The sequence below is a fragment of the Pseudomonas sp. B21-023 genome, assembly GCF_024749165.1.
In the GTDB taxonomy this organism is placed as follows: Bacteria; Pseudomonadota; Gammaproteobacteria; order Pseudomonadales; family Pseudomonadaceae; genus Aquipseudomonas.
The window spans coordinates 4,129,544-4,153,601 of sequence record NZ_CP087190.1 but is presented as its reverse complement, the minus strand read 5'-3'; the positions used below and the strand labels follow the sequence as shown (position 1 = coordinate 4,153,601).

General features: G+C 65.3%; 22 protein-coding genes, 5 tRNA genes and 1 pseudogene. 21 read left to right on the top strand and 7 right to left on the bottom strand.

Annotation, left to right across the window (positions count from 1 at the left end):
• The first annotated feature begins 92 nt into the window (after positions 1-92).
• Together LOY42_RS18590 and LOY42_RS18585 are read left to right on the top strand one after the other, a co-directional pair.
• Positions 93-980, top strand: a complete 888-nt coding sequence (locus LOY42_RS18590) for an ATP-binding protein (protein ID WP_139672670.1) — start codon at positions 93-95, stop codon at positions 978-980.
• Positions 981-1,463 (top strand): GAF domain-containing protein, encoded by a 483-nt coding sequence (locus LOY42_RS18585; protein WP_139672667.1) that lies wholly within the window; start codon positions 981-983, stop codon positions 1,461-1,463. It begins immediately after the preceding gene.
• Positions 1,464-1,628: 165 nt separating this feature from the next.
• On the opposite strand, the gene LOY42_RS18580 is transcribed toward LOY42_RS18585, so the two are convergent.
• Positions 1,629-2,396, bottom strand: coding sequence for a hypothetical protein (locus LOY42_RS18580; protein WP_046856553.1), 768 nt, complete (start codon positions 2,394-2,396; stop codon positions 1,629-1,631).
• 433 nt (positions 2,397-2,829) lie between these two features.
• Between LOY42_RS18580 and LOY42_RS18575 the strand changes: the two genes are divergently transcribed.
• From LOY42_RS18575 to LOY42_RS18550, 6 genes are all read left to right on the top strand, one after another.
• Positions 2,830-2,905: transfer RNA gene (locus LOY42_RS18575), tRNA-Glu, on the top strand.
• 4 nt (positions 2,906-2,909) lie between these two features.
• Positions 2,910-2,985, top strand: a tRNA-Gly gene (locus LOY42_RS18570).
• A 92-nt stretch (positions 2,986-3,077) separates the two neighbouring features.
• Positions 3,078-3,153, top strand: a tRNA-Glu gene (locus LOY42_RS18565).
• A gap of 4 nt (positions 3,154-3,157) precedes the next feature.
• Positions 3,158-3,233 (top strand) — tRNA-Gly (locus LOY42_RS18560).
• 80 nt (positions 3,234-3,313) lie between these two features.
• Positions 3,314-3,389, top strand: a tRNA-Gly gene (locus LOY42_RS18555).
• A gap of 247 nt (positions 3,390-3,636) precedes the next feature.
• Positions 3,637-3,861, top strand: a complete 225-nt coding sequence (locus LOY42_RS18550) for a hypothetical protein (RefSeq protein WP_139672664.1) — start codon at positions 3,637-3,639, stop codon at positions 3,859-3,861.
• Between the two features lie 68 nt (positions 3,862-3,929).
• On the opposite strand, the gene LOY42_RS18545 is transcribed toward LOY42_RS18550, so the two are convergent.
• From LOY42_RS18545 to LOY42_RS18530, 4 genes are all read right to left on the bottom strand, one after another.
• On the bottom strand, positions 3,930-4,340 hold the full coding sequence (locus LOY42_RS18545; RefSeq protein WP_110698185.1) for a PA2817 family protein: 411 nt from the start codon (positions 4,338-4,340) through the stop codon (positions 3,930-3,932).
• A gap of 153 nt (positions 4,341-4,493) precedes the next feature.
• Positions 4,494-6,941 (bottom strand): acyl-CoA dehydrogenase, encoded by a 2,448-nt coding sequence (locus LOY42_RS18540; protein ID WP_258598750.1) that lies wholly within the window; start codon positions 6,939-6,941, stop codon positions 4,494-4,496.
• A 255-nt stretch (positions 6,942-7,196) separates the two neighbouring features.
• Entirely contained in the window at positions 7,197-7,436 is a 240-nt protein-coding gene (locus LOY42_RS18535) for a DUF3077 domain-containing protein (RefSeq protein WP_139672658.1), read from the bottom strand.
• Positions 7,433-7,672, bottom strand: a complete 240-nt coding sequence (locus tag LOY42_RS18530; RefSeq protein ID WP_139672656.1) for a hypothetical protein — start codon at positions 7,670-7,672, stop codon at positions 7,433-7,435. Before LOY42_RS18530 ends, LOY42_RS18535 begins: the two co-directional genes overlap by 4 nt.
• Before the next feature lie 510 nt (positions 7,673-8,182).
• On the opposite strand from LOY42_RS18530, the gene LOY42_RS18525 reads away from it, so the two are divergent.
• The 3 genes from LOY42_RS18525 to LOY42_RS18515 all read left to right on the top strand — a co-directional run bounded on the left by LOY42_RS18525 (position 8,183) and on the right by LOY42_RS18515 (position 10,648).
• Positions 8,183-8,806, top strand: a complete 624-nt coding sequence (locus tag LOY42_RS18525) for a glutathione S-transferase (protein ID WP_258598746.1) — start codon at positions 8,183-8,185, stop codon at positions 8,804-8,806.
• Between the two features lie 133 nt (positions 8,807-8,939).
• Positions 8,940-9,872, top strand: a complete 933-nt coding sequence (locus LOY42_RS18520; protein WP_110703895.1) for an ABC transporter ATP-binding protein — start codon at positions 8,940-8,942, stop codon at positions 9,870-9,872.
• A complete protein-coding gene (locus LOY42_RS18515; protein ID WP_023631459.1) occupies positions 9,869-10,648 on the top strand; it encodes an ABC transporter permease in 780 nt (259 codons plus the stop codon). The genes LOY42_RS18520 and LOY42_RS18515 overlap by 4 nt, the downstream gene beginning before the upstream one ends.
• Here the strand turns inward: LOY42_RS18515 and LOY42_RS18510 are convergent.
• The gene (locus LOY42_RS18510) at positions 10,532-11,188 is read right to left on the bottom strand and encodes a DUF2062 domain-containing protein (RefSeq protein WP_258598743.1); all 657 of its coding nucleotides are present in this window, start codon (positions 11,186-11,188) and stop codon (positions 10,532-10,534) included. The genes LOY42_RS18515 and LOY42_RS18510 overlap by 117 nt on opposite strands.
• A gap of 144 nt (positions 11,189-11,332) precedes the next feature.
• Here LOY42_RS18510 and LOY42_RS18505 point away from each other — a divergent pair.
• The 8 genes and pseudogenes from LOY42_RS18505 (at position 11,333) to murB (ending at position 18,198) form a co-directional block, all read left to right on the top strand.
• A pseudogene (locus tag LOY42_RS18505) lies at positions 11,333-13,542 on the top strand (DNA internalization-related competence protein ComEC/Rec2).
• Positions 13,543-13,661: 119 nt separating this feature from the next.
• Positions 13,662-14,297: a MotA/TolQ/ExbB proton channel family protein gene (locus tag LOY42_RS18500; protein WP_110703965.1), complete on the top strand. Its 636-nt coding sequence runs from the start codon at positions 13,662-13,664 to the stop codon at positions 14,295-14,297.
• Positions 14,294-14,728, top strand: coding sequence for a biopolymer transporter ExbD (locus tag LOY42_RS18495; protein ID WP_023632003.1), 435 nt, complete (start codon positions 14,294-14,296; stop codon positions 14,726-14,728). Before LOY42_RS18500 ends, LOY42_RS18495 begins: the two co-directional genes overlap by 4 nt.
• A complete protein-coding gene (lpxK, locus tag LOY42_RS18490; RefSeq protein ID WP_110703899.1) occupies positions 14,728-15,738 on the top strand; it encodes a tetraacyldisaccharide 4'-kinase in 1,011 nt (336 codons plus the stop codon). Before LOY42_RS18495 ends, lpxK begins: the two co-directional genes overlap by 1 nt.
• Before the next feature lie 33 nt (positions 15,739-15,771).
• Entirely contained in the window at positions 15,772-15,957 is a 186-nt protein-coding gene (locus LOY42_RS18485) for a Trm112 family protein (protein WP_003247142.1), read from the top strand.
• The gene (kdsB, locus tag LOY42_RS18480) at positions 15,954-16,718 is read left to right on the top strand and encodes a 3-deoxy-manno-octulosonate cytidylyltransferase (protein ID WP_139672644.1); all 765 of its coding nucleotides are present in this window, start codon (positions 15,954-15,956) and stop codon (positions 16,716-16,718) included. Before LOY42_RS18485 ends, kdsB begins: the two co-directional genes overlap by 4 nt.
• Entirely contained in the window at positions 16,718-17,182 is a 465-nt protein-coding gene (locus LOY42_RS18475) for a low molecular weight protein-tyrosine-phosphatase (RefSeq protein WP_258598737.1), read from the top strand. The genes kdsB and LOY42_RS18475 overlap by 1 nt, the downstream gene beginning before the upstream one ends.
• On the top strand, positions 17,179-18,198 hold the full coding sequence (murB, locus tag LOY42_RS18470) for a UDP-N-acetylmuramate dehydrogenase (protein ID WP_258598735.1): 1,020 nt from the start codon (positions 17,179-17,181) through the stop codon (positions 18,196-18,198). Before LOY42_RS18475 ends, murB begins: the two co-directional genes overlap by 4 nt.
• A 192-nt stretch (positions 18,199-18,390) precedes the next feature.
• On the opposite strand, the gene rne is transcribed toward murB, so the two are convergent.
• Positions 18,391-21,624: a ribonuclease E gene (gene rne, locus LOY42_RS18465; RefSeq protein ID WP_258598733.1), complete on the bottom strand. Its 3,234-nt coding sequence runs from the start codon at positions 21,622-21,624 to the stop codon at positions 18,391-18,393.
• A 795-nt stretch (positions 21,625-22,419) separates the two neighbouring features.
• Between rne and rluC the strand changes: the two genes are divergently transcribed.
• Both rluC and LOY42_RS18455 read left to right on the top strand, forming a co-directional pair.
• Positions 22,420-23,373, top strand: coding sequence for a 23S rRNA pseudouridine(955/2504/2580) synthase RluC (rluC, locus tag LOY42_RS18460; RefSeq protein WP_102683593.1), 954 nt, complete (start codon positions 22,420-22,422; stop codon positions 23,371-23,373).
• Positions 23,374-23,376: 3 nt separating this feature from the next.
• The gene (locus LOY42_RS18455; RefSeq protein ID WP_110703908.1) at positions 23,377-24,057 is read left to right on the top strand and encodes an HAD family hydrolase; all 681 of its coding nucleotides are present in this window, start codon (positions 23,377-23,379) and stop codon (positions 24,055-24,057) included.
• Position 24,058: the final 1 nt, after the last annotated feature.

Here is a 24,058-nt window from a genome sequence, read left to right as displayed (position 1 = left end):
TCCCACAGTGAAGAGTGATCACCTGTGGGAGCCGGCTTGCCGGCGATGGGGCGCGCAGCGGCCCCAAAAAACTGAAATCAATAGGAGTCGCCATGGACGCCCGCCTTACCGCTTTTCTCGAACGCGCCGAATCGGTCCTCGCCCGCCTCGAACCCCTGCTGCCGGCCCCGCGCCCGGACATCGACTGGACCCGCACCCTCGCCGCCCGCTGGCAGCGCGATGGCCGCAGCGGTTACCTGATGCCCCTGGAGGTCAGCCTCGATATCCGCCTGTCCGACCTGATCGGCGTCGACCAGCAGCGCGAGCAGTTGGGCCGCAACACCCACCAGTTCATCAACGGCCTGCCGGCCAACCACGCCCTGCTGTGGGGTTCGCGCGGCACCGGCAAGTCGTCGTTGGTGCGCGCGCTGTTGGCCGAGCACGCAGGCGTTGGCCTGCGCCTGATCGAGATCGAGCGTGACCACCTGGCCGACCTGCCGCGGGTGGTTGAGCAGCTGCACAAGCTCGAACAACGCTTCATCCTGTTCTGCGACGACCTCTCGTTCGAGGCCGGGGAGGGCGACTACCGGGTGCTCAAGAGTGTGCTCGACGGCTCGCTGGAGCAGGCCCCGGACAACGTGCTGCTATATGCCACTTCCAACCGCCGCCACCTGGTGCCGGAGAAGCAGAGCGACAACGAAAACTGGAAGATGGTCGACGGCGAGCTGCACCCCAACGAAGCGGTGGAGGACAAGATCGCCCTGTCCGACCGCTTCGGCCTGTGGCTGTCGTTCTACCCGTTCAGCCAGGAGCATTTCCTCAACGTGGTCGAGCACTGGATCGGCCAGCTGGCGCGCCCGGCCGGGCTGCGCTGGCAGCGTGACGAAGCCCTGGACATCCTCGCCGTGCGCTGGGCCACCGGCCGCGGCAACCGTAATGGCCGTTGTGCCTATCAGTTCGCCCGCTATTGGGTCGGGCTGCAATTGCTGGAGCAGAAATAAATGATCGACCTCAACGCCAGTGGCCAAGGCCTCGATGGCTACGACCTGCTGGCCGCGCAAGTGCAGGCGCTGTTCGCTGACGAACGCGACTTCATCGCCAATGCCGCGCAGTTCTCGGCGTTTCTCTACAACCAGGTGGAGGACCTGAACTGGGCGGGCTTCTATCTCAATCGCAACGAAGAACTGGTGCTCGGCCCGTTCCAGGGCCAGGTGGCCTGTGTGCGCATTCCGTTCAGCCGTGGTGTGTGCGGCGCTGCGGCGGCCACCCGTAGCACCCAGCGAGTGGAGGACGTCCATGCCTTCCCCGGGCATATCGCCTGTGACAGTGCGTCGAACAGCGAGCTGGTGATTCCGCTGGTCAAGGCGGGCAGGCTGATCGGCGTGCTCGACCTGGACAGCCCGAAGCTGGCGCGCTTCAGCGCGGCCGACCAGGCGGGGCTGGAACGGTTGGTCGAGGTGTTCCTCGAGTTGACCGACTGCTGAAATGAAAAGGGGCCGCCTTGCGGCCCATCGCCGCGGTTCGTCGCCACGACAAGCCGGCTCCCACAGGTAGGGCGCAGACCTTAGCCATTGCGCAGTCCCTGTGGGAGCCGGCTTGTCGTGGCGACGAACCGCGGCGATGGGCTGCACAGCAGCCCCTGAGGCGTATCAATCGTAGATGACTTTCTTCTTCCAGGTCTCGTCCTCATCGGTCTTGAGCCCCTGGGTCAGCGCATTCTGGTCGTTCTCCGCCGGCTCCATCTGGTCCAGCACCTGGGCGTTGGCCCGGTTCAGCAGTTTCTCCATATAAGTCAGCTGCTCTTCGTACTGCTTGGGCTCCGGCTGCTTGCGCAGGTACTGCACGCCACGCTCGAAGGCCAGGCGCGCCTGGCCCGGCTGGTTCTGCTGCAGGGCCTGTTGGCCAAGGTTGTTGAAGAACTCGATATGCAGCAGCACCAGGATATGGCGGATCTCCTTGACCCAGTACTTGCCTTCGTTGGTCGCCAGGAAACCTTCCTGGGTGGCACGCACGATCTGGTTGTGCAGCAGCTCGAGCAAAAAGCGCACGTCCTTGGCCTTGACCTCGGTGTGGATCGGCGCGGGCGGGTTGCTCACCGGGATGCGCTCGCCCAGGCCAATCAACCCCTCCAGCTCGGCGATGCGGGCCTTGAGGTCGCCGCTGTGCTTGTCCAGGGCCAGCTGGCGCTGGTTGAGGTTCAGTTCGAGGCGGGTCAGCAGCAGCTTCAGCGCAGGCGTCATGAATTGCCCAGGGAAGGTCTCGGTGATCTCGCCGCAGCGGCGCAGGCGGTCGGCCAGTTCGACCTTGAGCCGTGCACGCTCGAGCTTGCCGTTTTCAACCACATTGTTCAGGTAGCCGATCACGATCAGCAGCGCGATACCTGCAACGATAAGCAGGGTGATCAGAAGTGGTGTCACCGTTAACGCCTCATGAAGAAGTTTTGCATCTATCGAGAGTGTAGTGAGTCCGCCCGAAAGCGAACAGTGCAGCCCGGCGGAACAGCCTGCGCTCCATTGAATTTGTGGTGGATTCGTGGGAGCCGGCTTTCCCCGCGATCAGGCCCTCAAGCCTTGTCTATATGTATCGGCCCGTAATCCAAAACCTACAGATGCTGGCACATCGCTACGAGCTTGCCGAGCCGGCGTCAGAAAAGCAACGCCAATCCCCGGACGCATCCTGCATCACTGCCCATGACGACGGGAAGTCATTGATTTAAATAAATTTCTACAAAGGGGTTGACGACCCTGCGAGGCATCCATAGAATGCGCGCCACTTGCAGCGTAAAGCACACAGCGAAACGCAGCAGGGAGTGAAAGCAAGCAGTGCTTTAATAGGTAGTGCGAGCAGCGTGTCCCCTTCGTCTAGTGGCCTAGGACACCGCCCTTTCACGGCGGTAACAGGGGTTCGAGTCCCCTAGGGGACGCCACATTGCGGGAATAGCTCAGTTGGTAGAGCACGACCTTGCCAAGGTCGGGGTCGCGAGTTCGAGTCTCGTTTCCCGCTCCAGTTTCTCCGGCACTGCCTCGGCAGGGCAGGAAAAGAAAATCCAGGCTGAATCGTGAGGTTCATGTTCTGGTGCGCTGAAAAGCGTCGGCTTAGTCCCCTTCGTCTAGTGGCCTAGGACACCGCCCTTTCACGGCGGTAACAGGGGTTCGAGTCCCCTAGGGGACGCCATATTGCGGGAATAGCTCAGTTGGTAGAGCACGACCTTGCCAAGGTCGGGGTCGCGAGTTCGAGTCTCGTTTCCCGCTCCAGTTTCAATGCATCGTTTCGGCGGTGCCGGTGGTGAAGGTCTTCAAGGCGCTTCACGCCACATGCAGTAAAGCTTCACCCTGCGGGAATAGCTCAGTTGGTAGAGCACGACCTTGCCAAGGTCGGGGTCGCGAGTTCGAGTCTCGTTTCCCGCTCCAAATTGAAAACGCCACTTCTTTGAAGTGGCGTTTTTTTTTGCTCGAATGATTGGTTCTTGGGGCGAGCTGGCTCGGCACACCTATCAATTTTACTAGTTGGCTAATGTCGTCTGGGGGCGTACAACGGCATGGCGCTACTCGTTACGAGCCCGATGTTCGTACTCGTTCCATCAGTTATTACTCTGTCGGGGGAGAATGTTGGGCGCACCTGATTTCACTCCATTCTGTCTTGAACAAGGAAGGAGCAATGACCGTGACGATCGAAAAGACGGATTTGGAAGTCCAGCTGGAGATATGTAAACGGGCGGTCGATGCTTGGAGGCGTTATGAAGAAAGTAAAGGGCAGCCCCCCCCTTCGCAGGTAGAGCGACTTCGACTGGAAGCCGAGTTCTTATTTTCTTCGGCGCATCATTTTTTTAGGGGCAAGGCTGGTATTCCCCCTGACTTGCTAGATCGTGATTTGTCAGAGTGAGTTCACTTGCCCCGCTCTGGCGATTTGGGTTCCCGGCCCAGATGAGGCCGGGATGCATCTATACCAGATCAGTGAATATCACTCTGAGCAGGCTTGGCTAGCAGTTGCTTTTCTTGATGCCAATCAAACGCTTCGCCGTTCTGCTCTGCTTCGTACCGGCGCTCTTCTAGCGTCTGATAAAGCTCCAGCTCTTCATCCGGCATGAAGTGCAGGCAGTCGCCGGCAAAGAACCACAGCAGGTCGCGCGGCACCAGGTGGGCGATCTGAGGATAGCGCTGGATCACCTGGCAGATCAGGTCCTGGCCCAGGTACTGGCTTTGCAGCGGGTCTTGCGGTAGCAGGGTGAGCAGTTCGTCGAAGCGCTCGAGGAACAGGGCGTGGCTTTCCTCCGGGACCTGTTCGGCTTCACCCAGCGCGGCCAGGATGGTGCGCAGGTGGTGGAGCAGTTGCAGGTGGTATTCCAGGTGGGGGTTGGCCATGGCGGCGCTCCTCGGTGGTTGAAACGGGGGGCGGAGTATACGCCGGTTTTGCCCGGGCTGGCAGCGCAGCTGCCTGTGCTGACGCAATCGCGGGGCAAGCCCGCTCCCACGCATTGGGGGGCGGGCTTACTTCGCGATGCGGTCGGCGAATGCTCAGCGCACTTTGCCTGCCTCGGGCAGCAGCACTTCCTTGTCGAACGCATCCACATCGATCACCACCCGACGTGCCTGCTCGGCTTGATGCAGGCGCTGGCCTTCCTCCGCCTGCAGCACACCCGCTTCGATGGCGGCGTCGATCACCGATTGCCCGGCTGCCGCCTGCACCTTGCCTTCCTTGACCGCCTGATGCAGCGCCTTGTGCAAGGGGGCCGCATCGTCCAGCAGGTCACAGGCCGTCTGTAGCGCGGCCACCGGGTCGCCCTCGGCCTGAGGCCTGAAGCAGCCCTCCAGCACGGCTTCCAGCGCCGGGTCGCCTTTGCGCCGGCCGATCAGCGCCGCCACCTCGGCATCGAGCTCATCGCTTGGCCCGGTATGCCTGCGGCCAAATGGGAACACCAGCACGCGCAGGGCGCAGCCGATGAAGCGGTTGGGGAAGTTGTCGAGCAGCGCGGCGAGCGCCTTTTCCGCCTGGCCCAGGTTTTCCTCCATTGCCCAGCGCAACAACGGGCGCAGGTGCTCGGGCGAGCCCAGGTCGTGGTAGCGCTTGAGCGCGGCGCTGGACAGGTACAGGTAGCTGAGCACATCGCCCAGCCGGGCGCTCAGACGCTCGCGGCGCTTGAGCGCGCCGCCCAGCAGCATCATCGACAGGTCGGCCAGCAGGGCGAAGGCTGCCGCCTGGCGGTTGAGGGCGCGGAAGTAGCCCTGGCTCAGGGCGTCGCCCGGGACCTTCTCGAAATGCCCCAGGCCCAAACCCAGCACCAGGGTGCTGGCGGCGTTGCCGGCGGCGAACAGGATGTGCTGCATCAGCAGGTCGTCGAACTCTTTGAGCGCCTGGTCATGGTCCTCGCGCCCGGCCAGGGCCATTTCCCTGAGCACGAACGGGTGGCAGCGGATGGCGCCCTGGCCAAAGATCATCAGGTTGCGCGAGAGAATGTTGGCGCCCTCGACGGTGATGAAGATCGGCGCGCCTTGCCAACTGCGGCCCAGGTAGTTGTTCGGGCCCATGATGATGCCCTTGCCGCCGTGCACGTCCATGGCGTGCTGGATGCATTCGCGGCCGCGCTCGGTGAGGTGGTACTTGAGGATCGCCGACAACACCGAGGGTTTTTCGCCCAGGTCCACGGCCTGGGCGGTGAGCAGGCGGGCGCTGTCCATCAGCCAGGCGTTGCCGCCGATGCGCGCCAGCGACTCCTGGATGCCCTCGAAGGCGGCCAGCGGCACGTTGAACTGTTCGCGCACGCGGGCGTACTGGCCGGTGACCAGGCTGGTGTACTTGGCCGCGCCGGTGCCGACTGCGGGCAGGGAGATGGAGCGGCCCACCGACAGGCAGTTCATCAGCATCATCCAGCCCTTGCCGAGCATTTCCTGGCCGCCGATCAGGCAGTCCAGCGGCACGAACACATCCTTGCCGCTGTTGGGCCCGTTCATGAACGCCGCGCCCAGGGGCAGGTGGCGTTGGCCGATCTCCACGCCCGGCAGGTCGGTGGGGATCAACGCCAGGCTGATGCCCAGCTCGGCCTGCTCACCCAGCAGGTGCTCGGGGTCGTAGGCCTTGAAGGCCAGGCCCAGCAGGGTGGCCACCGGGCCGAGGGTGATGTAGCGCTTCTCCCAGTTCAGGCGCAGGCCGATGACTTCCTCGCCTTGCCACTGGCCTTTGCAGATGACGCCGGTATCGGGCATGGCGCCGGCGTCGGAGCCGGCCAGGGGGCCTGTGAGGGCGAAGCAGGGGATATCGTCGCCGCGGGCCAGGCGCGGCAGGTAGTGGTTGCGTTGCGCCTCGGTGCCGTAGTGCAGCAGCAGCTCGGCCGGGCCCAGGGAGTTGGGCACCATCACCGTGGAGGCCAGGTCGCCGCTGCGGGTGGCCAGTTTCATCGCCACCTGCGAGTGGGCGTAGGCCGAGAAGCCCTTGCCGCCGTATTCCTTGGGGATGATCAGGGCGAAGAAGCCGTGCTGCTTGATGAAATCCCAGGCCTGCGGCGGCAGGTCGAGGTCCTGGCCGATCTGCCAGTCGCTGACCATGGCGCACAGTTGCTCGGTGGGGCCGTCGATGAAGGCCTGTTCTTCCTCGCTGAGCTTGGGCGCGGGGTAGTCAAGCAGGGTGTCCCAGTCGGGGCGGCCGCTGAACAGGTGGCCGTCCCACCACACAGTGCCGGCATCGATGGCTTCGCGCTCGGTGGGCGACATCGGCGGCAGGGTGCGCTGGAACCAGCTGAACATTGGCGTGGTGAACAGTTTACGGCGCAGCTCCGGCAGGGCGAAGAAGGCCGCCTTGGCGGCGATCACTACCCAGATCAGCGCCAGCAGCCAGCCTGGCGCGGTGCTGAAGATGCCCATCAGCAGGGTATAGGCGGCGATGGCCGCGAGGATCTGCAGGGGCGCCAGGCGCCGGTGCAGGAGATACGCGGCGCCAAGCACCAGGACCAGCAACCACAACAGCAACATGATTCTTCCTCCTTGGAAGCGGGCGTTAGGCCGACCCACAGAGCTTAGACGCGCCGGGGTGAATGGCCTGCTTAGAAGACTGACCGGGTTCTGTAGCGGGAGTTCGGTGGTGGTTGATGGATCCTGGGGCTGCTGCACAGCCCTTTTCGCCGGCAAGCCGGCTCCCACAGGGGCTACGCTGGCCTGCTCTTTGTGGGAGCCGGCTTGTCGTGGCGACGAACCGCGGCGAAAGGGCCGCAAAGCGGCCCCCCAGGATCATTTACTTTTGTTCAACCCCAGCTCCATGTCATCGATCAGCGCCTTGGCCATGGCGCTGAGGATGCGCGCCGAGCTGCCGGCCAGCAGGTCGCCCTCCATTTCCGCCTCGCAGGTCAGGTGGCGAATGCAGCCGAGCAGCACCGACAGCTCGCTGAAGGCATCCTCGAAGGTCACGCCCGGCTCGACCTTGAACAGGTCCAGGCAGGTGGTGCGGCCTGCGGTATGGCCGCGGCTCATGGTTGCACCTGTGGCTTGTGTTCGAGCAGGGCGCAGGCGAGCTGGCCGAGGTAGTCGCTGGCGGTGAACAGGCGGTCCTGGGTTTCGCCGGGCTCGGTCTGGAAGTAGATGTCGAGGACATCGGAAATGGCGGTGGCCACTTCGACGGCGGCGGACATGGCTTCATCGCGGGTGAGGGTGGGGCGGATGCTGATGAAGGGGCCGAGGCGGGGTGGGTCTGGGACGATTTTTTTCATGGTAGAGAGTCCTATGCGGTCAATGAAAACCGCCATTCAGGTCCTTTCTCACGAGGTCAGGGTGGCGGCCGTGTACGAGGTGAGAAAACCGGGACATAGGACAAACCCGGTCAGACCGAAGTCTGCCCGCACACGGCCACCATGACGAAGCCGCTGGTTGTCATATGTAGTCGGGTTTCTCACGCCCGGTCACCAAATGTGGCGACCCGGTGAAGGTATCCCTGGGGTATTTCCCCGACAACGCAGCAGCTTCCGGCAAGCGCGTAGGATAGTTCCCAAGCTTTGCTGGCTGAAGCATTTGGTTTCAGGTTCGGAAATATCTGACAGATCGCGGGGGCCGCTGCGCGCCCCTTTCGCCGGCAAGCCGGCTCCCACAGGGCCTGTACGCGCCTGCTCTTTGTGGGACCCGGCTTGCCGGCGATAGGGCTGCGCAGCGGCCCCCGGTTTCACTGGTACCGCCCAACGCTTGGAGTAGACTGTCCGACCTCCCGCATTCATAAGGACGTTGCCATGCTGAAGATCTGGGGCCGCAAGAATTCGAGCAATGTGCGCAAGGCGTTGTGGATCGCCCACGAGCTGGGCCTGGAGTTCGAGTCCATCGATGCCGGCGGCGCCTTCGGCGTGGTCAACGAACCGCACTACCGGGCCCTGAACCCCAACGGCCTGGTGCCCATGCTCGAAGACGGCGACCTGGTGCTGTGGGAGTCCAACACCATCGTGCGCTACCTGTGCGCCGAATACGGTGCAGAGCAGGGCTGGTACCTGGACGACCCGCGCCAGCGCGCCCTGGCCGACAAGTGGATGGACTGGGCCACCTCGTCCTTCGCCGGCCCGTTCCGCCCGCTGTTCTGGGGCCTGCTGCGCACCGCAGAGGACCAGCGCGACTGGGTGGCGATCAATGCCGCGCACAAGCAATGCGCCCAGTTGCTGGCCATCGCCGACCAGACCCTGGCCCAGCAGCCGTACCTCTCCGGCGAGCAGATCGGCATGGGCGACATCCCATTGGGCAGCTTCATCTACGCCTGGTTCGAAATGCCGATTGAACGCCCGGCCATGTATCACCTCGAAGCCTGGTACGCGCGCCTCAAGCAACGCCCGGCCTACCAGGCGGCGGTGATGACCGCCCTGACGTGACGCCACTTCGATAGTCACTATCGATACATGTGACTGTACTTGTGCGGCCGGGCCTTGCACCATGGCCGCACTCACTGCGCCAGTGTCTTTACCTGGCGTGTCCCGAACCTTTTTCATCGGTACCTGACCCGCCATGAGTTCCGCCCTGTCCATTCGACAGCTGACCAAGACCTACGGCAACGGCTTCCAGGCCCTCAAGGGCATCGACCTGGACGTTGCCGAAGGCGACTTCTTCGCCTTGCTCGGCCCCAACGGCGCCGGCAAGTCCACCACCATCGGCATTCTCTCGACCCTGGTGAACAAGACCAGCGGCACGGTCAACGTGTTCGGCAACGACCTGGACCGGTCGCCCGCGGCGCTCAAGCGCTGCCTGGGCGTGGTGCCCCAGGAGTTCAACTTCAACCAGTTCGAGAAGACCTTCGACATCGTCGTCACCCAGGCCGGTTACTACGGCATCCCGCCCAAGGTGGCCAAGGAGCGCGCCGAGCAGTACCTCACGCAGCTGGGCCTGTGGGACAAGCGCGACGTGCCCTCGCGCTCGCTGTCCGGCGGCATGAAGCGCCGGCTGATGATCGCCCGGGCGCTGATCCACGAGCCGCGCCTGCTGATCCTCGATGAGCCGACTGCGGGGGTGGACATCGAACTGCGCCGTTCGATGTGGAGCTTCCTCACCGAGCTCAACCAGAAAGGCATCACCATCATCCTCACCACCCACTACCTCGAAGAGGCCGAGCAGCTGTGCCGCAATATCGGCATCATCGACCACGGCACCATCGTCGAGAACACCAGCATGCGCCAGCTGCTGGGCAAGCTGCACGTCGAGACCTTCGTCCTCGACCTCAAGCGCGACCTGCCCGCCGCCCCTGAGCTGCAGGGCTACCCGTGCCGGTTGATCACCCCGCACACGCTGGAGGTGCAGGTGGACAAGGACATCGGCATCACCGCGCTGTTCGGCCAGCTGGCGCTGAAGAACATCGAGGTGCAGAGCCTGCGCAACAAGACCAACCGACTCGAGGAGCTGTTCGTGTCCCTGGTGGAAAAAAACCTGTCGAAGGTGGCCGTATGAGTGTGGAACTGCGCACCAACTGGGTCGCCCTGAACACCATCGTCTACCGCGAAGTGCGGCGCTTCCTGCGCATCTGGCCGCAGACCCTGCTGCCGCCGGCGATCACCATGGTCCTGTACTTCGTGATCTTCGGTAACCTGATCGGCCGGCAGATCGGCGACATGGGCGGCTTCACCTACATGGAGTACATCGTGCCGGGGCTGATCATGATGTCGGTGATCACCAACTCCTATGGCAACGTGGTATCCAGCTTCTTCGGCAGCAAGTTCCAGCGCTCCATCGAGGAACTGATGGTGTCGCCGGTGTCGCCGCACACCATCCTGGTCGGCTATGTGCTGGGCGGCGTGTTGCGCGGCTTGGCGGTGGGGGTGATCGTGACGTTCCTGTCGCTGTTCTTCACCCATCTGCAGGTGCACCACCTGGGGGTGACAGTCATCGTGGTATTGCTGACCGCGACCATCTTCTCGCTGCTGGGCTTCGTCAACGCGGTGTTCGCCCGCAACTTCGACGATATCTCGATCATCCCGACCTTTGTGCTGACACCGCTGACCTACCTGGGCGGGGTGTTCTACTCGATCAACCTGCTGCCGCCGTTCTGGCAGACCGTGTCGCTGGCAAACCCGGTGCTGCACATGGTCAACTCGTTCCGCTACGGCATCCTAGGGGTGTCGGATATCAGTATTGGCACGGCGATCAGCTTCATGCTGGTGGCCACCGCGGTGCTCTACGTGCTGTGCGTGCGCCTGCTGGTCAGCGGCCGCGGCATGCGCGCCTGAGCCCCCTGAGCCCTGGTTGGGGGGGGCGGCGCAGCGACACTGGCGCTGGCGCCACTGCCGGCCCACCCACCAGCGCCAGTAGCCCATGGTGGTGAAGTAGGCGAGCACGCCCAGCACCACCCCGCACACCACCGAGCCGAGCAGGAAGGGTTGCCAGATCGTCGCCAGCTGCTCGGTGACCCAGTCGACGGTGATCGACTCGGGCAGCGTGCGTGGCGGCACCTGCATCAACCAGGCGCCGGTCATGTAGGTGACGAAGAACACCGGCGGCATGGTCAGCGGGTTGGTCAACCACACCAGGCTCACCGCGATCGGCAGGTTGCCGCGCACGGAAATGGCCAGCGCGGCGGCCAGCAACATCTGCATGGGGATGGGAATGAGCGCGGCGAACAGGCCGACGCCCATGGCCCGCGCCACCGAATGGCGATTCAGGTGCCAGAGGTTGGGGTCGTGCAGCAGCTTGCCGAAAAAGCGTAAGGACTTGTGTTCGCGGATGCTGGTCGGGTCCGGCATGTAGCGTTTGAACAGACGGCGCGGCATGTGGGCTCCCGGCAGGGTTGAAGGGCGTCAGTATGCCCTGATTGAAACGCAGCCTCGTTCAGAGTTTGTGACAATTGATTAGCAGGGTTTTCCCGCCAATCGGCTAAGCCTCAGGGGTCGTGATCGCTTCTGGAGCTCTATCTCATGCGCACAGGGATGCTGGCGCTGGTGCTCGGGCTGTTGAGCCTGCGTTTGTTACCTGCCTTGCCACCGGTCGGATGGCTGATTCCATTGCTGTTGCTGGCCTTGGCCTGTCTGCGCACGCGGGCCTGGCCGCTGGGCTGGTTTGTGCTGGGTGGCTGCTGGGCCTGCTGGTCGGCGCAGCAGGCGCTGGATGATCGCCTGGCCCCAGCGCTGGATGGCCGCACGCTGTGGCTGGAGGGGCAGGTGGTGGGGCTGCCGACCCGCACGGAGCGCGGCGTGCGTTTCGAGCTGGAGCATCCTGAGTCGCGCCGGGCGCAATTGCCCAGGCGCCTGCAACTGAGCTGGTTCGCCGGGCCCGAATTGCGCGCCGGTGAGCGCTGGCGCCTGGCGGTGAACCTGCGCCAGCCCCACGGGCTGCTCAACCCCCATGGCCCGGATCGCGAAGCGCTGTTGCTGGCCCGGGGTATCGGTGCCACAGGCTCGGTCAAGGCCGGCGAGCGGGTCGGCCAGGCCACGGTGGGCTGGCGCGATGCCGTGCGCCAGCGGTTGATGAACGTGGATGCCCGTGGGCGCGAGGCGGCGCTGGCGGCCCTGGTGCTGGGCGATGGCGCCGGGCTGGCGCGCGAAGACTGGCAGACCCTGCAGGCCACCGGCACGGTGCACCTGTTGGTGATCTCCGGCCAGCATATCGGGCTGTTGGCCGGGCTGGTGTATGGCCTGGTCGCGGGCCTGGCGCGGCTGGGCGCCTGGCCATCGCGCTGGCCGTGGCTGCCCTGGGCCTGTGGCCTGGCCATGGCCGCGGCATTGGGCTACGGCTGGCTGGCCGGGTTTGGCGTGCCGGTGCAGCGGGCCTGCCTGATGCTGGCGGTGGTGTTGCTCTGGCGCCTGCGCTTCAGGCACCTGGGGGCAGCCTTGCCGCTGCTGTTGGCGTTGTCGGGGTGTTGCTGATCAATCCATTGGCCAGCCTGCTGCCGGGTTTCTGGCTGTCGTTTGCCGCGGTTGGCGTGCTGATGCTGTGCTTCTCTGCCCGGCTCGGCGCCTGGCGGCCCTGGCAGGCCTGGAGCCGAGCCCAGTGGGTGATCGCCGTGGGCCTGTTGCCGGTGCTGCTGGCGCTGGGGCTGCCGGTCAGCCTGACGGCGCCGCTGGCCAACCTGCTGGCGGTGCCCTGGATCAGTTTCGCGGTGTTGCCGCTGGCCCTGCTTGGCACGGCGGCGTTGCCGCTGCCAGGGGTAGGGGAGGGGCTGTTGTGGCTGGCGGGGCTTTCGCTGGATGGGCTGTTTCACCTGCTCGCGCAGCTTGCGGGGCAGTGGCCGGCATGGCTGCCCGAACCGTTGCCGCCGTGGGCCTGGCTGTTGGTCGCGCTGGGCGCGCTGTTGTTGCTGCTGCCTCGGGGCGTGCCGTTGCGCTTGCCGGGCGCGGTGATGCTGGTGGCCTTGTGGGCGCCGCGCGAGCAGGTGCCCCACGGGCAGGTGCAGGTGTGGCAGCTGGATGTCGGCCAGGGCCTGGCGGTACTGCTGCGTACCCGTCATCACGCGCTGTTGTACGACGCCGGGCCTGCCCACGGCGACAGTGACCTGGGCGAGAGCGTGGTGCTGCCAACCTTGCGCAGGCTGGGGGTGAGGCACCTGGACCTGATGCTGGTCAGCCATGGCCACGCCGATCATGCCGGCGGGGCGTCGGCAGTGCGTCGGGGGCTGCCGGTGACGCGGGTGCTGGCGGGGGAGGTTGCCGGGCTTGCGCCTGCCGCGCTGTGCGACAGTGGTGAGCGCTGGCGCTGGGATGGGGTCGATTTCGAGCTGTGGCATTGGCCGCAGGGTGCCTCCAGCAATGACCGCTCCTGCGTGCTGCGGGTGGTGGCCAATGGCGAGCGCCTGCTGCTGGCCGGCGACATGGAGGCCGGGGCGGAGCGGGCTTGGCTGGCGGCCAGCGAGGATCCGCGTGTCGACTGGCTGCAGGCGCCGCACCACGGCAGCCGCACGTCGTCCACCGAACCGTTCATCAAGGCGCTGGCGCCACGCGGGGTGATGATTTCGCGGGGGCGCAGCAACGGCTTCTGGCATCCGCACGCGCAGGTGATCGAGCGCTATCGGCGGCATGGGATCAGCATTCATGACACGGCGCTGGCGGGAGCACTGAGTTTGCGCCTGGGAAGTCAGGGTGCAGCGGTAGGGGTGCGCGCAGAGCGCAGGTTCTGGCGAGAGCGCGAATGACGCCATCGCGGAGCAAGCCCCACAGCTGCCATGCGACGGTTGATTCCCTGACCTCCGGCAGATGAGCCCCAGGCGGTCCTATGGTAGAGTGGCGGCCTTTTTCCGAGGGGATGCTTACTGTGTGGGAATTGGTCAAGTCCGGTGGCTGGATGATGCTGCCGATCATCCTGAGCTCCATCGCTGCCATGGCAATCGTCGGCGAGCGCCTGTGGACCTTGCGCGCCAGCCGTGTCACCCCGCCGCACCTGCTGGGCCAGGTATGGATGTGGATCAAGGACAAGCAACTCACCAGTGACAAGCTCAAGGCGCTGCGCGCCGATTCGCCGCTGGGCGAGATCCTCGCCGCGGGCCTGGCCAACTCGCGCCATGGCCGCGAGATCATGAAAGAGTGCATCGAAGAGGCCGCCTCGCGGGTCATCCACGAGCTGGAGCGCTACATCAGCACCCTCGGCACCATCGCCGCCATGGCCCCGCTGCTGGGCCTGCTGGGCACCGTGCTGGGCATGATCGACATCTTCAGCGCCTTCATGGGCTCGCAGATGACCGCCAATGCCGCCGTGCTGGCTGGGGGTATTTCCAAGGCCCTGGTCACTACCGCGGCCGGCCTGATGGTCGGCATCCCGGCGGTGTTCTTCCACCGCTTCCTGCTACGCCGCATCGATGAGCTGGTGGTGGGCATGGAACAGGAGGCGATCAAGCTGGTCGAGGTGTTGCAGGGCGACCGCGAAGTGGAAGTGGCCGGAGGCAAGGCGTGAAGTTCCGGCGCAATCGCCAGCGCGAGAACGTCGACATCAACCTGGCGTCGTTGATCGACGTGGTGTTCGTGCTGCTGCTGTTCTTCGTGGTCACCACCACTTTCACCCGCGAGACCCAGCTGCGTGTCGAGCTGCCTGAAGCAAGCAGTGCCGCGCCCGCGCAGCCCGATGATGGCAAGCTGATCGAAGTCACCATCAGTGCCGACGGCGTGTACTCGGTGAACAACCACCTGCTGCCCAAGAGCGACCTGGCCACCCTGACCGAAGCCATCGAGAAGGAGTCCGGCGGTGACATCACCCTGCCGCTGGCGATCAGCGCCGACGGCAAGACCCCGCACCAGGCGGTGATCACCGCAATGGATGCGGCCGGCAAGCTCGGCTTCAGCAAGTTGCGCATGACCACCGTCGAGGCCGCGCAGGGCAATCCCTGATGGCCTTCGCCGACCGTCTGCTCGCTGCCTGGTATGCCGGGCACCCGGCGCTGGCCCTGCTGCGCCCGCTGGAGGCCCTGTACCGCCGCGTGGTGACGCGCAAGCGTGCGCGCTTCCTCAGCGGCACCAGCCCCAGCTACCGCGCCCCGGTGCCCGTGATCGTGGTGGGCAATATCACCGTGGGCGGTACCGGCAAGACACCGATGATCCTCTGGCTGATCGAGCACTGCCGCCGGCAGGGGCTGAAGGTCGGCGTGGTCAGCCGTGGCTACGGCGCCAAGCCGCCGCAGTATCCCTGGCGTGTCGCCGCCGACCAGCTCGCCGAGCAGGCCGGTGACGAGCCTTTGCTGATCGTCCAGCGCACCGGCGTGCCGCTGGTGATCGACCCCGACCGCTCCCGCGCCGTGCAGGCGCTGCTGGCCAGCGACGCGCCGGACCTGATCCTGTGCGACGACGGCATGCAGCATTACCGCCTGGCCCGCGACCTGGAGTTGGTGCTGATCGACGCCGCCCGTGGCCTGGGCAACCGTCGCTGCCTGCCGGCCGGCCCGTTGCGCGAGCCCGCCGAGCGCCTGGCCGAGGCCGACGCGGTGCTGTTCAACGGCGCCGAGGCCGACCGTGACGGTGGCTTTGCCTTCCGCCTGCAGCCGTCGGCGCTGATCAACCTGCGCAGCGGCGAGCGCCGCGAGCTCGACCTGTTTCCCGCTGGCCAGGCGCTGCACGCCGTGGCCGGCATCGGTAATCCGCAACGTTTCTTCAACACCCTGCTGGGGCTACACTGGCAGCCGGTGCCGCACCCCTTTGCCGACCATGCGCCGTACAGCCGCGAAGTGCTGTCGTTCAGCCCGCCGCTGCCGTTGGTGATGACCGAGAAGGATGCGGTGAAATGCCGGCCGTTCGCTGCTGACGACTGGTGGTACCTGGCGGTCGATGCCGTACCCTCGCAGGCGTTCGTCGCCTGGTTCGACGCCGAGCTCGATCGCCTGCTGCCTGGCCGTCCCCGGCCCTGAGCCTTTTTCAATTTCCGTTTCAAGGAAGCTCCCATGGACACCAAACTGCTCGATATCCTGGCCTGCCCGATCACCAAGGGCCCGCTCAAGCTCAGCGCCGACAAGACCGAGCTGATCAGCAAGGGCGCGGGCCTGGCCTATCCGATTCGCGACGGCATCCCGGTGATGCTGGAAAGCGAGGCGCGCACCCTGACCGACGACGAGCGCCTGGACAAATGAGCCTGGACTTCACCGTGGTGATCCCCGCTCGGCTGCGCTCCACGCGCCTGCCGGGCAAGCCGCTGCTGGCGATTGCCGGCAAGCCGATGGTCCAGCATGTGTGGGAGCAGGCGCGCAAGAGCGGCGCCAGCCGCGTGGTCATTGCCACCGACGATGCCAGCATCGTCGAGGCCTGCCAGGCGTTCGGCGCCGAAGTGCTGCTGACCCGCGCCGACCACGAGTCTGGCACCGACCGCCTGGCCGAAGTGGCTGCCCAGCTGGGCTTGGCCGCCGATGCCATCGTGGTCAACGTGCAGGGTGACGAGCCGCTGATTCCCCCCGTGATCATCGACCAGGTGGCGGCCAATCTCGCCGCGCACCCCGAGGCCGGCATCGCCACCCTGGCCGAGCCGATCCATGCGCCGCAAACCATCTTCAATCCTAACGCGGTGAAGGTGGTCAGCGACAAGAACGGCCTGGCCCTGACCTTCAGCCGCGCCCCATTGCCCTGGGCCCGCGACGCGTTTGCCAAGGACCGTGAGCGCTTGCCCGAAGGCGTGCCGTACCGCCGCCATATCGGCATGTACGCCTACCGCGTGGGATTCCTTCAGGACTTCGTCGCCTGGGGCCCGTGCTGGCTGGAGCAGACCGAGTCGCTGGAGCAGCTGCGTGCCCTGTGGCATGGCGTGCGCATCCATGTTGCCGATGCCATCGAGGCCCCGGCCGTGGGCGTGGATACCCCTGAAGACCTGGAGCGCGTACGGCGCTTGCTGGAGGCCTGATGCGCGTTCTGTTCGTCTGCCTCGGCAATATCTGCCGCTCGCCGACTGCCGAAGGCGTGCTGCGCCATCAGCTTGAGGCCGAAGGGTTGGGTGATGTGGTGCACGTCGCCTCCGCCGGTACCGGCGACTGGCATGTCGGCAAGGCCCCCGACAGCCGTACCTGCAAGGCCGCGCTGGCCCGCGGCTACGACCTGTCGCGCCAGCGCGCCCAGCAGGTCAAGGCGGCGCATTTCGCCGAGTACGACCTGGTTCTGGCCATGGACAAGAGCAACCTGGGCAATTTGCAGGCGTTGCGCCCACACAACGCCAAGGGCGAGCTCGACCTGTTCCTGCGCCGCTATGGCGCGGCCCTGGACGAAGTGCCGGACCCTTACTACGGCGGTGCCGAAGGCTTCGAGCAGGTCCTGGACCTGATCGAGGCGGCGTGCCGTGAGCTGGTCGTGGAAATCAAGGGGCGGTTATGACGGCGCACTGGCAGGAGCGCGTGTCGCTCAAGCCCTACAACACTTTCGGCATCGATGTCAGTGCCCGCTACTTCACCCAGGCCCATGACGACGACGAAGCGCGCCATGCACTGGCCCAGGCCGCCGAGCGGCAGGTGCCGGTGCTGGTCATTGGTGGTGGCAGCAACTTGCTGCTATCCCGCGATGTCGACGCCCTGGTGCTGCACATGGCCAGCCGTGGGCGGCGCCTGCTCAGCGATGACGGTGAGCGCGTGGTGGTCGAAGCCGAGGCCGGCGAGCCCTGGCATCCGTTCGTGCAGTGGAGTCTCGACCAGGGCCTGTGCGGGCTGGAGAACCTCAGCCTGATCCCCGGCACAGTCGGCGCCGCGCCGATGCAGAACGTCGGCGCCTATGGCGTGGAGATCAAGGACGTATTCGCCGGTTTGACGGCGCTGGACCGCGAGACCGGCGAGCTGCGTGACTTCTCGCTGGAGGCGTGCGGCTTCGGTTATCGCGACAGCCTGTTCAAGCGCAATCCGGGCCGCTGGCTGATCCTGCGTGTGCGTTTTGCGCTGAGCCGTTCGTTGCAGGCGCACCTGGACTACGGCCCGGTGCGTCAGCGCCTGGCGGAGCAGGGTATCGAGCAGCCCACCGCGCAGGCGATCAGCGATGCGATCTGCAGTATCCGTCGGGAAAAGCTGCCGGACCCGGCTGCGCTGGGTAACGCCGGGAGCTTCTTCAAGAATCCTGTGGTGCCTGCTGCACTGGCCGAGCATATTCGTGCCGAGCATCCTGGCGTGGTGGCTTATCCGCAGGCCGACGGCCAGGTGAAGCTGGCGGCCGGCTGGTTGATCGAGCGGGCGGGGTGGAAGGGTTATCGCGATGGCGATGCTGGTGTGCACCGTTTGCAGTCGCTGGTACTGGTGAACTACGGCCAGGCGAGTGGGGCGCAGTTGCATGGGCTGGCTCGGCGGATCCAGGCGGATATCCTTGAGCGCTTTGGGGTCGAGCTGGAGATGGAGCCGAACCTGTACTGATGGGCTGGCCTGGGCCGGCCCTATCGCGGGGCAAGCCCGCTCCCACGCCATAATCACATGCCTGCTCAGGCGTAGGATGGTGGCGTGGGAGCGGCCGCACCGCCCGGATCACCAGTAGAGCCGTTACCATCCCGGCAAAGAAAAAGCCCCGCCAGTTCGCACTGGCGGGGCTTTTTCATTCAGCCGAGGCTATCAACCGTGATGAGGCTTGTGCTCATCGGCGGTCTCCAGCGCTTCAGCAGGGGCGGCTTCGGCAGCGGCCTGGGCGGCAGCGGCGGCGGCTGCTTCGGCTTCACGCTTGCGGCGACGCACTTCACGTGGGTCGTTCGGGGCGCGGCCGTTGGCCAGCATCGCCGAAGGCGCTTCGACCGGGGCCGGTGCTTCCACGGGCGCCTGCTCGGCAACGATCGGCGCAGGCTCGGCGGCAGGTGCTTCAGCCACTTCCGGCTGGGCCTCGACCACTGGCTCGACGACCGCTACAGGCTGCTCGGCTACCGGGGCTTCGACCACGGTGGCTTCGACTACCTGCGGCTGCTCGATTTCACCGGCTTCCACGGCAGGGGCTTGCACCGCCTCGGCGACGACGGCAGGCTGCTCGGCAGGGGCTTCTTCGACCACTGGCTGCGGCGCTACTTCGACTACCGGTTCGATGCTCGGCTCAACGGCGACCACTGGCTCGCTGACCGGTTGCTCGACCACCGGGGCGATGGCGACCTGTTCGGCCACGACCTCGGTGATTTCCACCTGGGTTTCGGCGACAGCGGCGCTGGCTCGCTCGGCCTGCTGGTTGGCTTGGGCTTCGGCATCGGCGCTGATGTTGCTGGTGGCCACGGCGGCGATGACGGCAGTGCCGGCGGCCAGTTCAGCGCCCAGCTCGGTGGCCTGGTGCTGTTGTGGCTGCTGCTCTTCGCCGGCGTCTTCGTCGCCCTCGATCAACTCGCCATTGGCGTTGCGCTGGCGCTCACGACGGTTGCTGCGACGACGCTGGCCACGGGAACGGCGGCGCGGACGCTCGCCATCGGTGCCTTCCTGTTCGTCCTGCAGCAGTTCGTCGTTCGGCAGTTGCTCTTCGGCGAGCTCGGCGGCCTGTTCGACGGCCTGCGCCTCAGGGCGCAGCTGGCGCTCTTCACGCGGAGCGCGTTCTTCACGCGGAGCGCGTTCTTCACGTGGCGCACGCTCTTCACGAGGGGCGCGTTCTTCACGCGGTGCACGCTCTTCACGTGGTGCGCGTTCTTCACGCGGGGCACGCTCTTCACGTGGTGCGCGTTCTTCACGCAGCGCGCGCTCTTCGCGAGGGGCACGTTCTTCACGTGGTGCACGCTCTTCACGGGCTACACGTTCCTCGCGTGGCGCACGCTCTTCACGTGGGGCGCGTTCTTCGCGGGCGGCCGGGGCCGGTGCGGCGTCCAGCGGCTCGCGCAATTCGCGCACGCGCTCTTCGCGGTTGCCACGGCGGTCTTCGCGCGGCTGGCGCTGACGCTCTTCGCGTGGGGCGCGTTCTTCACGCGGTGCACGTTCTTCGCGTGGCTGACGCTCTTCACGCGGGGCGCGCTCGCTGCGTTCTTCACGCGGCTTGCGGTCTTCCTCGCGGCGGCCATTGCGGTTGCGGCTCTGCTGGCGACCGTTGCGGCGCTCTTCGTTGCGTGGCGAACGCTCGGTAGCCGGTTTTTCGGTGGTGACAGCCGGCGCGGCGGCAGGCTCTTCCTTGCCGGCGAACAGGCTGACCAGCGACTTGACCAGGCCCTTGAACAGGCTTGGCTCCGGTACGCTCGGCGCAGGCGCCGCGGGTGCGGCTGGCTGTTCTTCGACGGCGGTTGGTACCGGTGCGTTGGCGCGGGCCGGCGCGGTCTTCACCGCGGCTTCCTGGCGTACCAGGGTGCGGGTGGCGGTCGGCAGCGGTGCTTCTTCGGTCTCGGCCGAGGCGATTTCGTAGCTGGACTGGTTGTTCAGCACGTCCGGGTTGTCGTCGCGCAGGCGCTGGACTTCGAAGTGCGGGGTTTCCAGGTGATCGTTCGGCAGGATGATGATGCGCGCGCGAGTACGCAGTTCGATCTTGGTGATCGAGTTGCGTTTCTCGTTGAGCAGGAAAGCGGCCACCGGGATCGGCACCTGGGCGCGCACCTCGGCGGTGCGGTCCTTCAGGGCTTCTTCCTCGATCAGGCGCAGGATCGCCAGCGACAGCGACTCGACGTCACGGATGATGCCGGTGCCCGAGCAGCGCGGGCAGACGATGCCGCTGCTCTCGCCCAGCGATGGGCGCAGGCGCTGGCGGGACATTTCCAGCAGGCCGAAGCGCGAGATGCGGCCGACCTGCACACGGGCGCGGTCGGCCTCGAGGCATTCGCGCACGCGCTCTTCGACGGCGCGCTGGTTCTTCGCCGGGGTCATGTCGATGAAGTCGATGACGATCAGGCCACCGATGTCACGCAGACGCAGCTGGCGGGCGATTTCCTCGGCCGCTTCCAGGTTGGTCTGCAGGGCGGTTTCCTCGATGTCGCTGCCTTTGGTGGCGCGCGCCGAGTTGATGTCGATGGACACCAGGGCTTCGGTCGGGTCGATCACGATCGAGCCGCCGGACGGCAGGTCGACCACGCGCTGGAAGGCGGTTTCGATCTGGCTTTCGATCTGGAAGCGGTTGAACAGCGGCACGCTGTCTTCGTACAGCTTGACCTTGCTGGCGTACTGCGGCATCACCTGGCGGATGAAGGTCAGGGCTTCTTCCTGGGCGTCGATGCTGTCGATCAGCACTTCGCCGATGTCCTGGCGCAGGTAGTCGCGGATGGCGCGGATGATGACGTTGCTTTCCTGGTAGATCAGGAACGGCGCGGTACGGTCCAGCGAGGCTTCCTTGATGGCGGTCCACAGCTGCAGCAGGTAGTCGAGGTCCCACTGCATTTCTTCGCTGCTGCGGCCCAGGCCCGCGGTGCGCACGATCAGGCCCATGTCGCCCGGAACGGTCAGGCCGTTCAGCGCTTCACGCAGCTCGTTGCGCTCTTCGCCTTCGATGCGGCGGGAGATGCCGCCAGCGCGCGGGTTGTTGGGCATCAGCACCAGGTAGCGGCCGGCCAGGCTGATGAAGGTAGTCAGGGCGGCGCCTTTGTTGCCGCGCTCTTCCTTCTCGACCTGGACAATGACTTCCTGGCCTTCGCTCAGGACTTCCTTGATGTTGACCCGGCCTTCAGGGGCTTTCTTGAAGTATTCGCGGGAGATTTCCTTCAGCGGCAGGAAGCCGTGACGTTCGGAGCCGAAGTCGACGAAGGCGGCTTCAAGGCTGGGCTCGATCCGGGTGATCTTGCCTTTGTAGATGTTGGCCTTTTTCTGCTCACGGGCACCGGACTCGATGTCCAGGTCGTAGAGGCGTTGGCCGTCCACCAGGGCTACACGCAACTCTTCGGGTTGAGTTGCGTTAATCAGCATTCTTTTCATGTTGTACCGTCGGTTTCCGGGCTGCCGGAAACGGCGTTCGGCACACGCGACTTTTCATGATCGGTGCCAAGGTGCGCAAAGGGTGGCGAGCCACCCCCGTGTCTGACGACGTTCGGCACCAGCCGGTTGCCCAGCCTGCCGTTGTCGCGACGACGCGTCCTGTTTTGTGGTGCCAAAAGGCCTGCCGAGCTTTTCGAAGGTTATCCGAATCAATCGAGCGGGCCTGGTGCACTCAGTCAGGAGGAGGAATCAACCGGTCGTCCGTGGATGCCACGAGGGCGTCTGTTCAGGACCTTGCCCGCTCATCGCCCGTTGAGTGGGGCGGTGGGGTCGGGTTCGGTGCCACACGGTCCGAAGGCTGTGCATCTCCACCCTGCACGTATCCCTGAAAATTCGGTGCTGCCGCGCGCTGAATCCGCAACGGGTTGCATTTTTCGCCAGCCCGGTACCGGGCTGGCGCCATGACATATCCAAGGCAGGTATTTCCGAAGCATTCGCCCGAATGCGCGGAAACGACGGTGGCGGGCAGAGGTACGGCGAAAAGAAGCGGGTAAGCAGGTGAAACACCGCACTTGTCGTTTTTTTCCGGTCTTCTCTACACAGCGCTGGTGGCGATTCCAGGCATTTAGTTAAACTGGCGAACGCTCCGTAGGACGGCCTCGCGTCCTCGGAATTGCGATGGTCAGGGCCGGCGTAGAGCCTGATGCCGCTGGCCTGCCGCTTTTGGCGGCGTTCGCGACTATAGCAGTTATGATTAAGTGCTTCAATTCCATAAAAAATTGTTATGATCCCGCCATGACGACCAATACCCCTCCGACTTCCGGCGTTCAGCTGATCGAAGTCGCGCCGGAGCTTGCCGGCCAACGCATCGACAATTTCCTCATCACCGCGCTCAAGGGCGTGCCCAAGACGCTGGTCTACCGCATCCTGCGCAAGGGCGAGGTGCGGGTCAACAAGGGCCGGATCAAGCCTGAGTACAAGCTGCAGGCCGGCGATATCGTGCGGGTGCCGCCGGTGCGCCTGCCAGAGCGTGACGAACCCGCGCCCGTGGCCCAGGGGCTGTTGCAGCGCCTGGAAGCCGCCATCGTCTATGAAGACAAGGCGCTGATCGTGATGAACAAGCCGGCCGGCATTGCCGTGCATGGCGGCAGCGGCCTGAGCTTCGGGGTGATCGAGGCACTGCGCCAGTTGCGCCCCGACGCCAAGGAGCTGGAGCTGGTGCACCGCCTGGACCGCGACACCTCGGGCCTGTTGATGATCGCCAAGAAGCGCAGCATGCTGCGCCACCTGCATGCCGCGTTGCGCGGCGATGGCGTGGACAAGCGCTACATGGCGCTGGTGCGCGGCCATTGGCCGACCTCGAAGAAACAGGTCAATGCGCCGCTGCAGAAGAGCAACCTGCGCTCCGGCGAACGCATGGTCGAGGTCAATGACGAGGGCAAGGAGGCGCTGACGCTGTTCCGCGTGCTGCGCCGCTTCGGCGAATTCGCCACGATTGTCGAGGCGCGGCCGATCACCGGCCGTACCCATCAGATCCGCGTGCACACCTTGCATGCCGGGCACATGATCGCCGGCGACAGCAAGTACGGCGATGAAGACTTCAGTCGCGAGATTCGCGACCTGGGTGGCAAGCGCCTGTTCCTGCATGCCTACCAGTTGACCGTGCCGCTGCCCGACGGCGGCGAGCTCAAGCTCGAGGCGCCGGTGGACGAGATGTGGGCCAAGACTATCGAGCGGTTGGCGTCCTGAGCCATGAATAAAAGTTATGACCTGCTGGTCTTCGACTGGGATGGCACGCTGGCCGATTCCATCGGACGCATTGTCGAGGCCATGAACGTGGCCGCCGGGCGTGCCGGGGAGGCCGCCAGCAGCGACGAGGCGATCAAGGGCATCATTGGCCTGGCGCTGGGGGAGGCGATCGCCACCCTGTATCCGCATCTTGAGCTGCCGCAGGTGGAAACATTCCGCCAGCATTATGCCGATGTCTACATGGCGCTGGATCAACAGCCGTCGCCACTGTTCGACGGTGTGGTCGAGTCGCTGGAAGCGTTCCGTGCCGAGGGGTATCGTCTGGCGGTGGCCACCGGCAAGGCGCGACGCGGTCTGGATCGGGTGCTCAAGGCCAATGGCTGGGAAAGCTACTTCGACATTACCCGGGCGGCCGACGAAACCCGCGGCAAACCGCATCCGCTGATGCTCGAGGAGATTCTCGCCCACTGCCAGGTCGAACCCGGGCGGGCGCTGATGGTCGGAGATTCGGCGTTCGACCTGCAGATGGCCAGCAATGCCGGCATGCATTCGGTCGCCGTGGGCTATGGCGCCATGTCGCTGCAGGCCCTGGCCGAATTTGGCCCGCAAGTGTGCATCGAGCATTTTTCCCAGTTGCGCGAATGGCTGGCCGAGCCTGCGCAGATCAATTTCCAAGGTAGGTGAG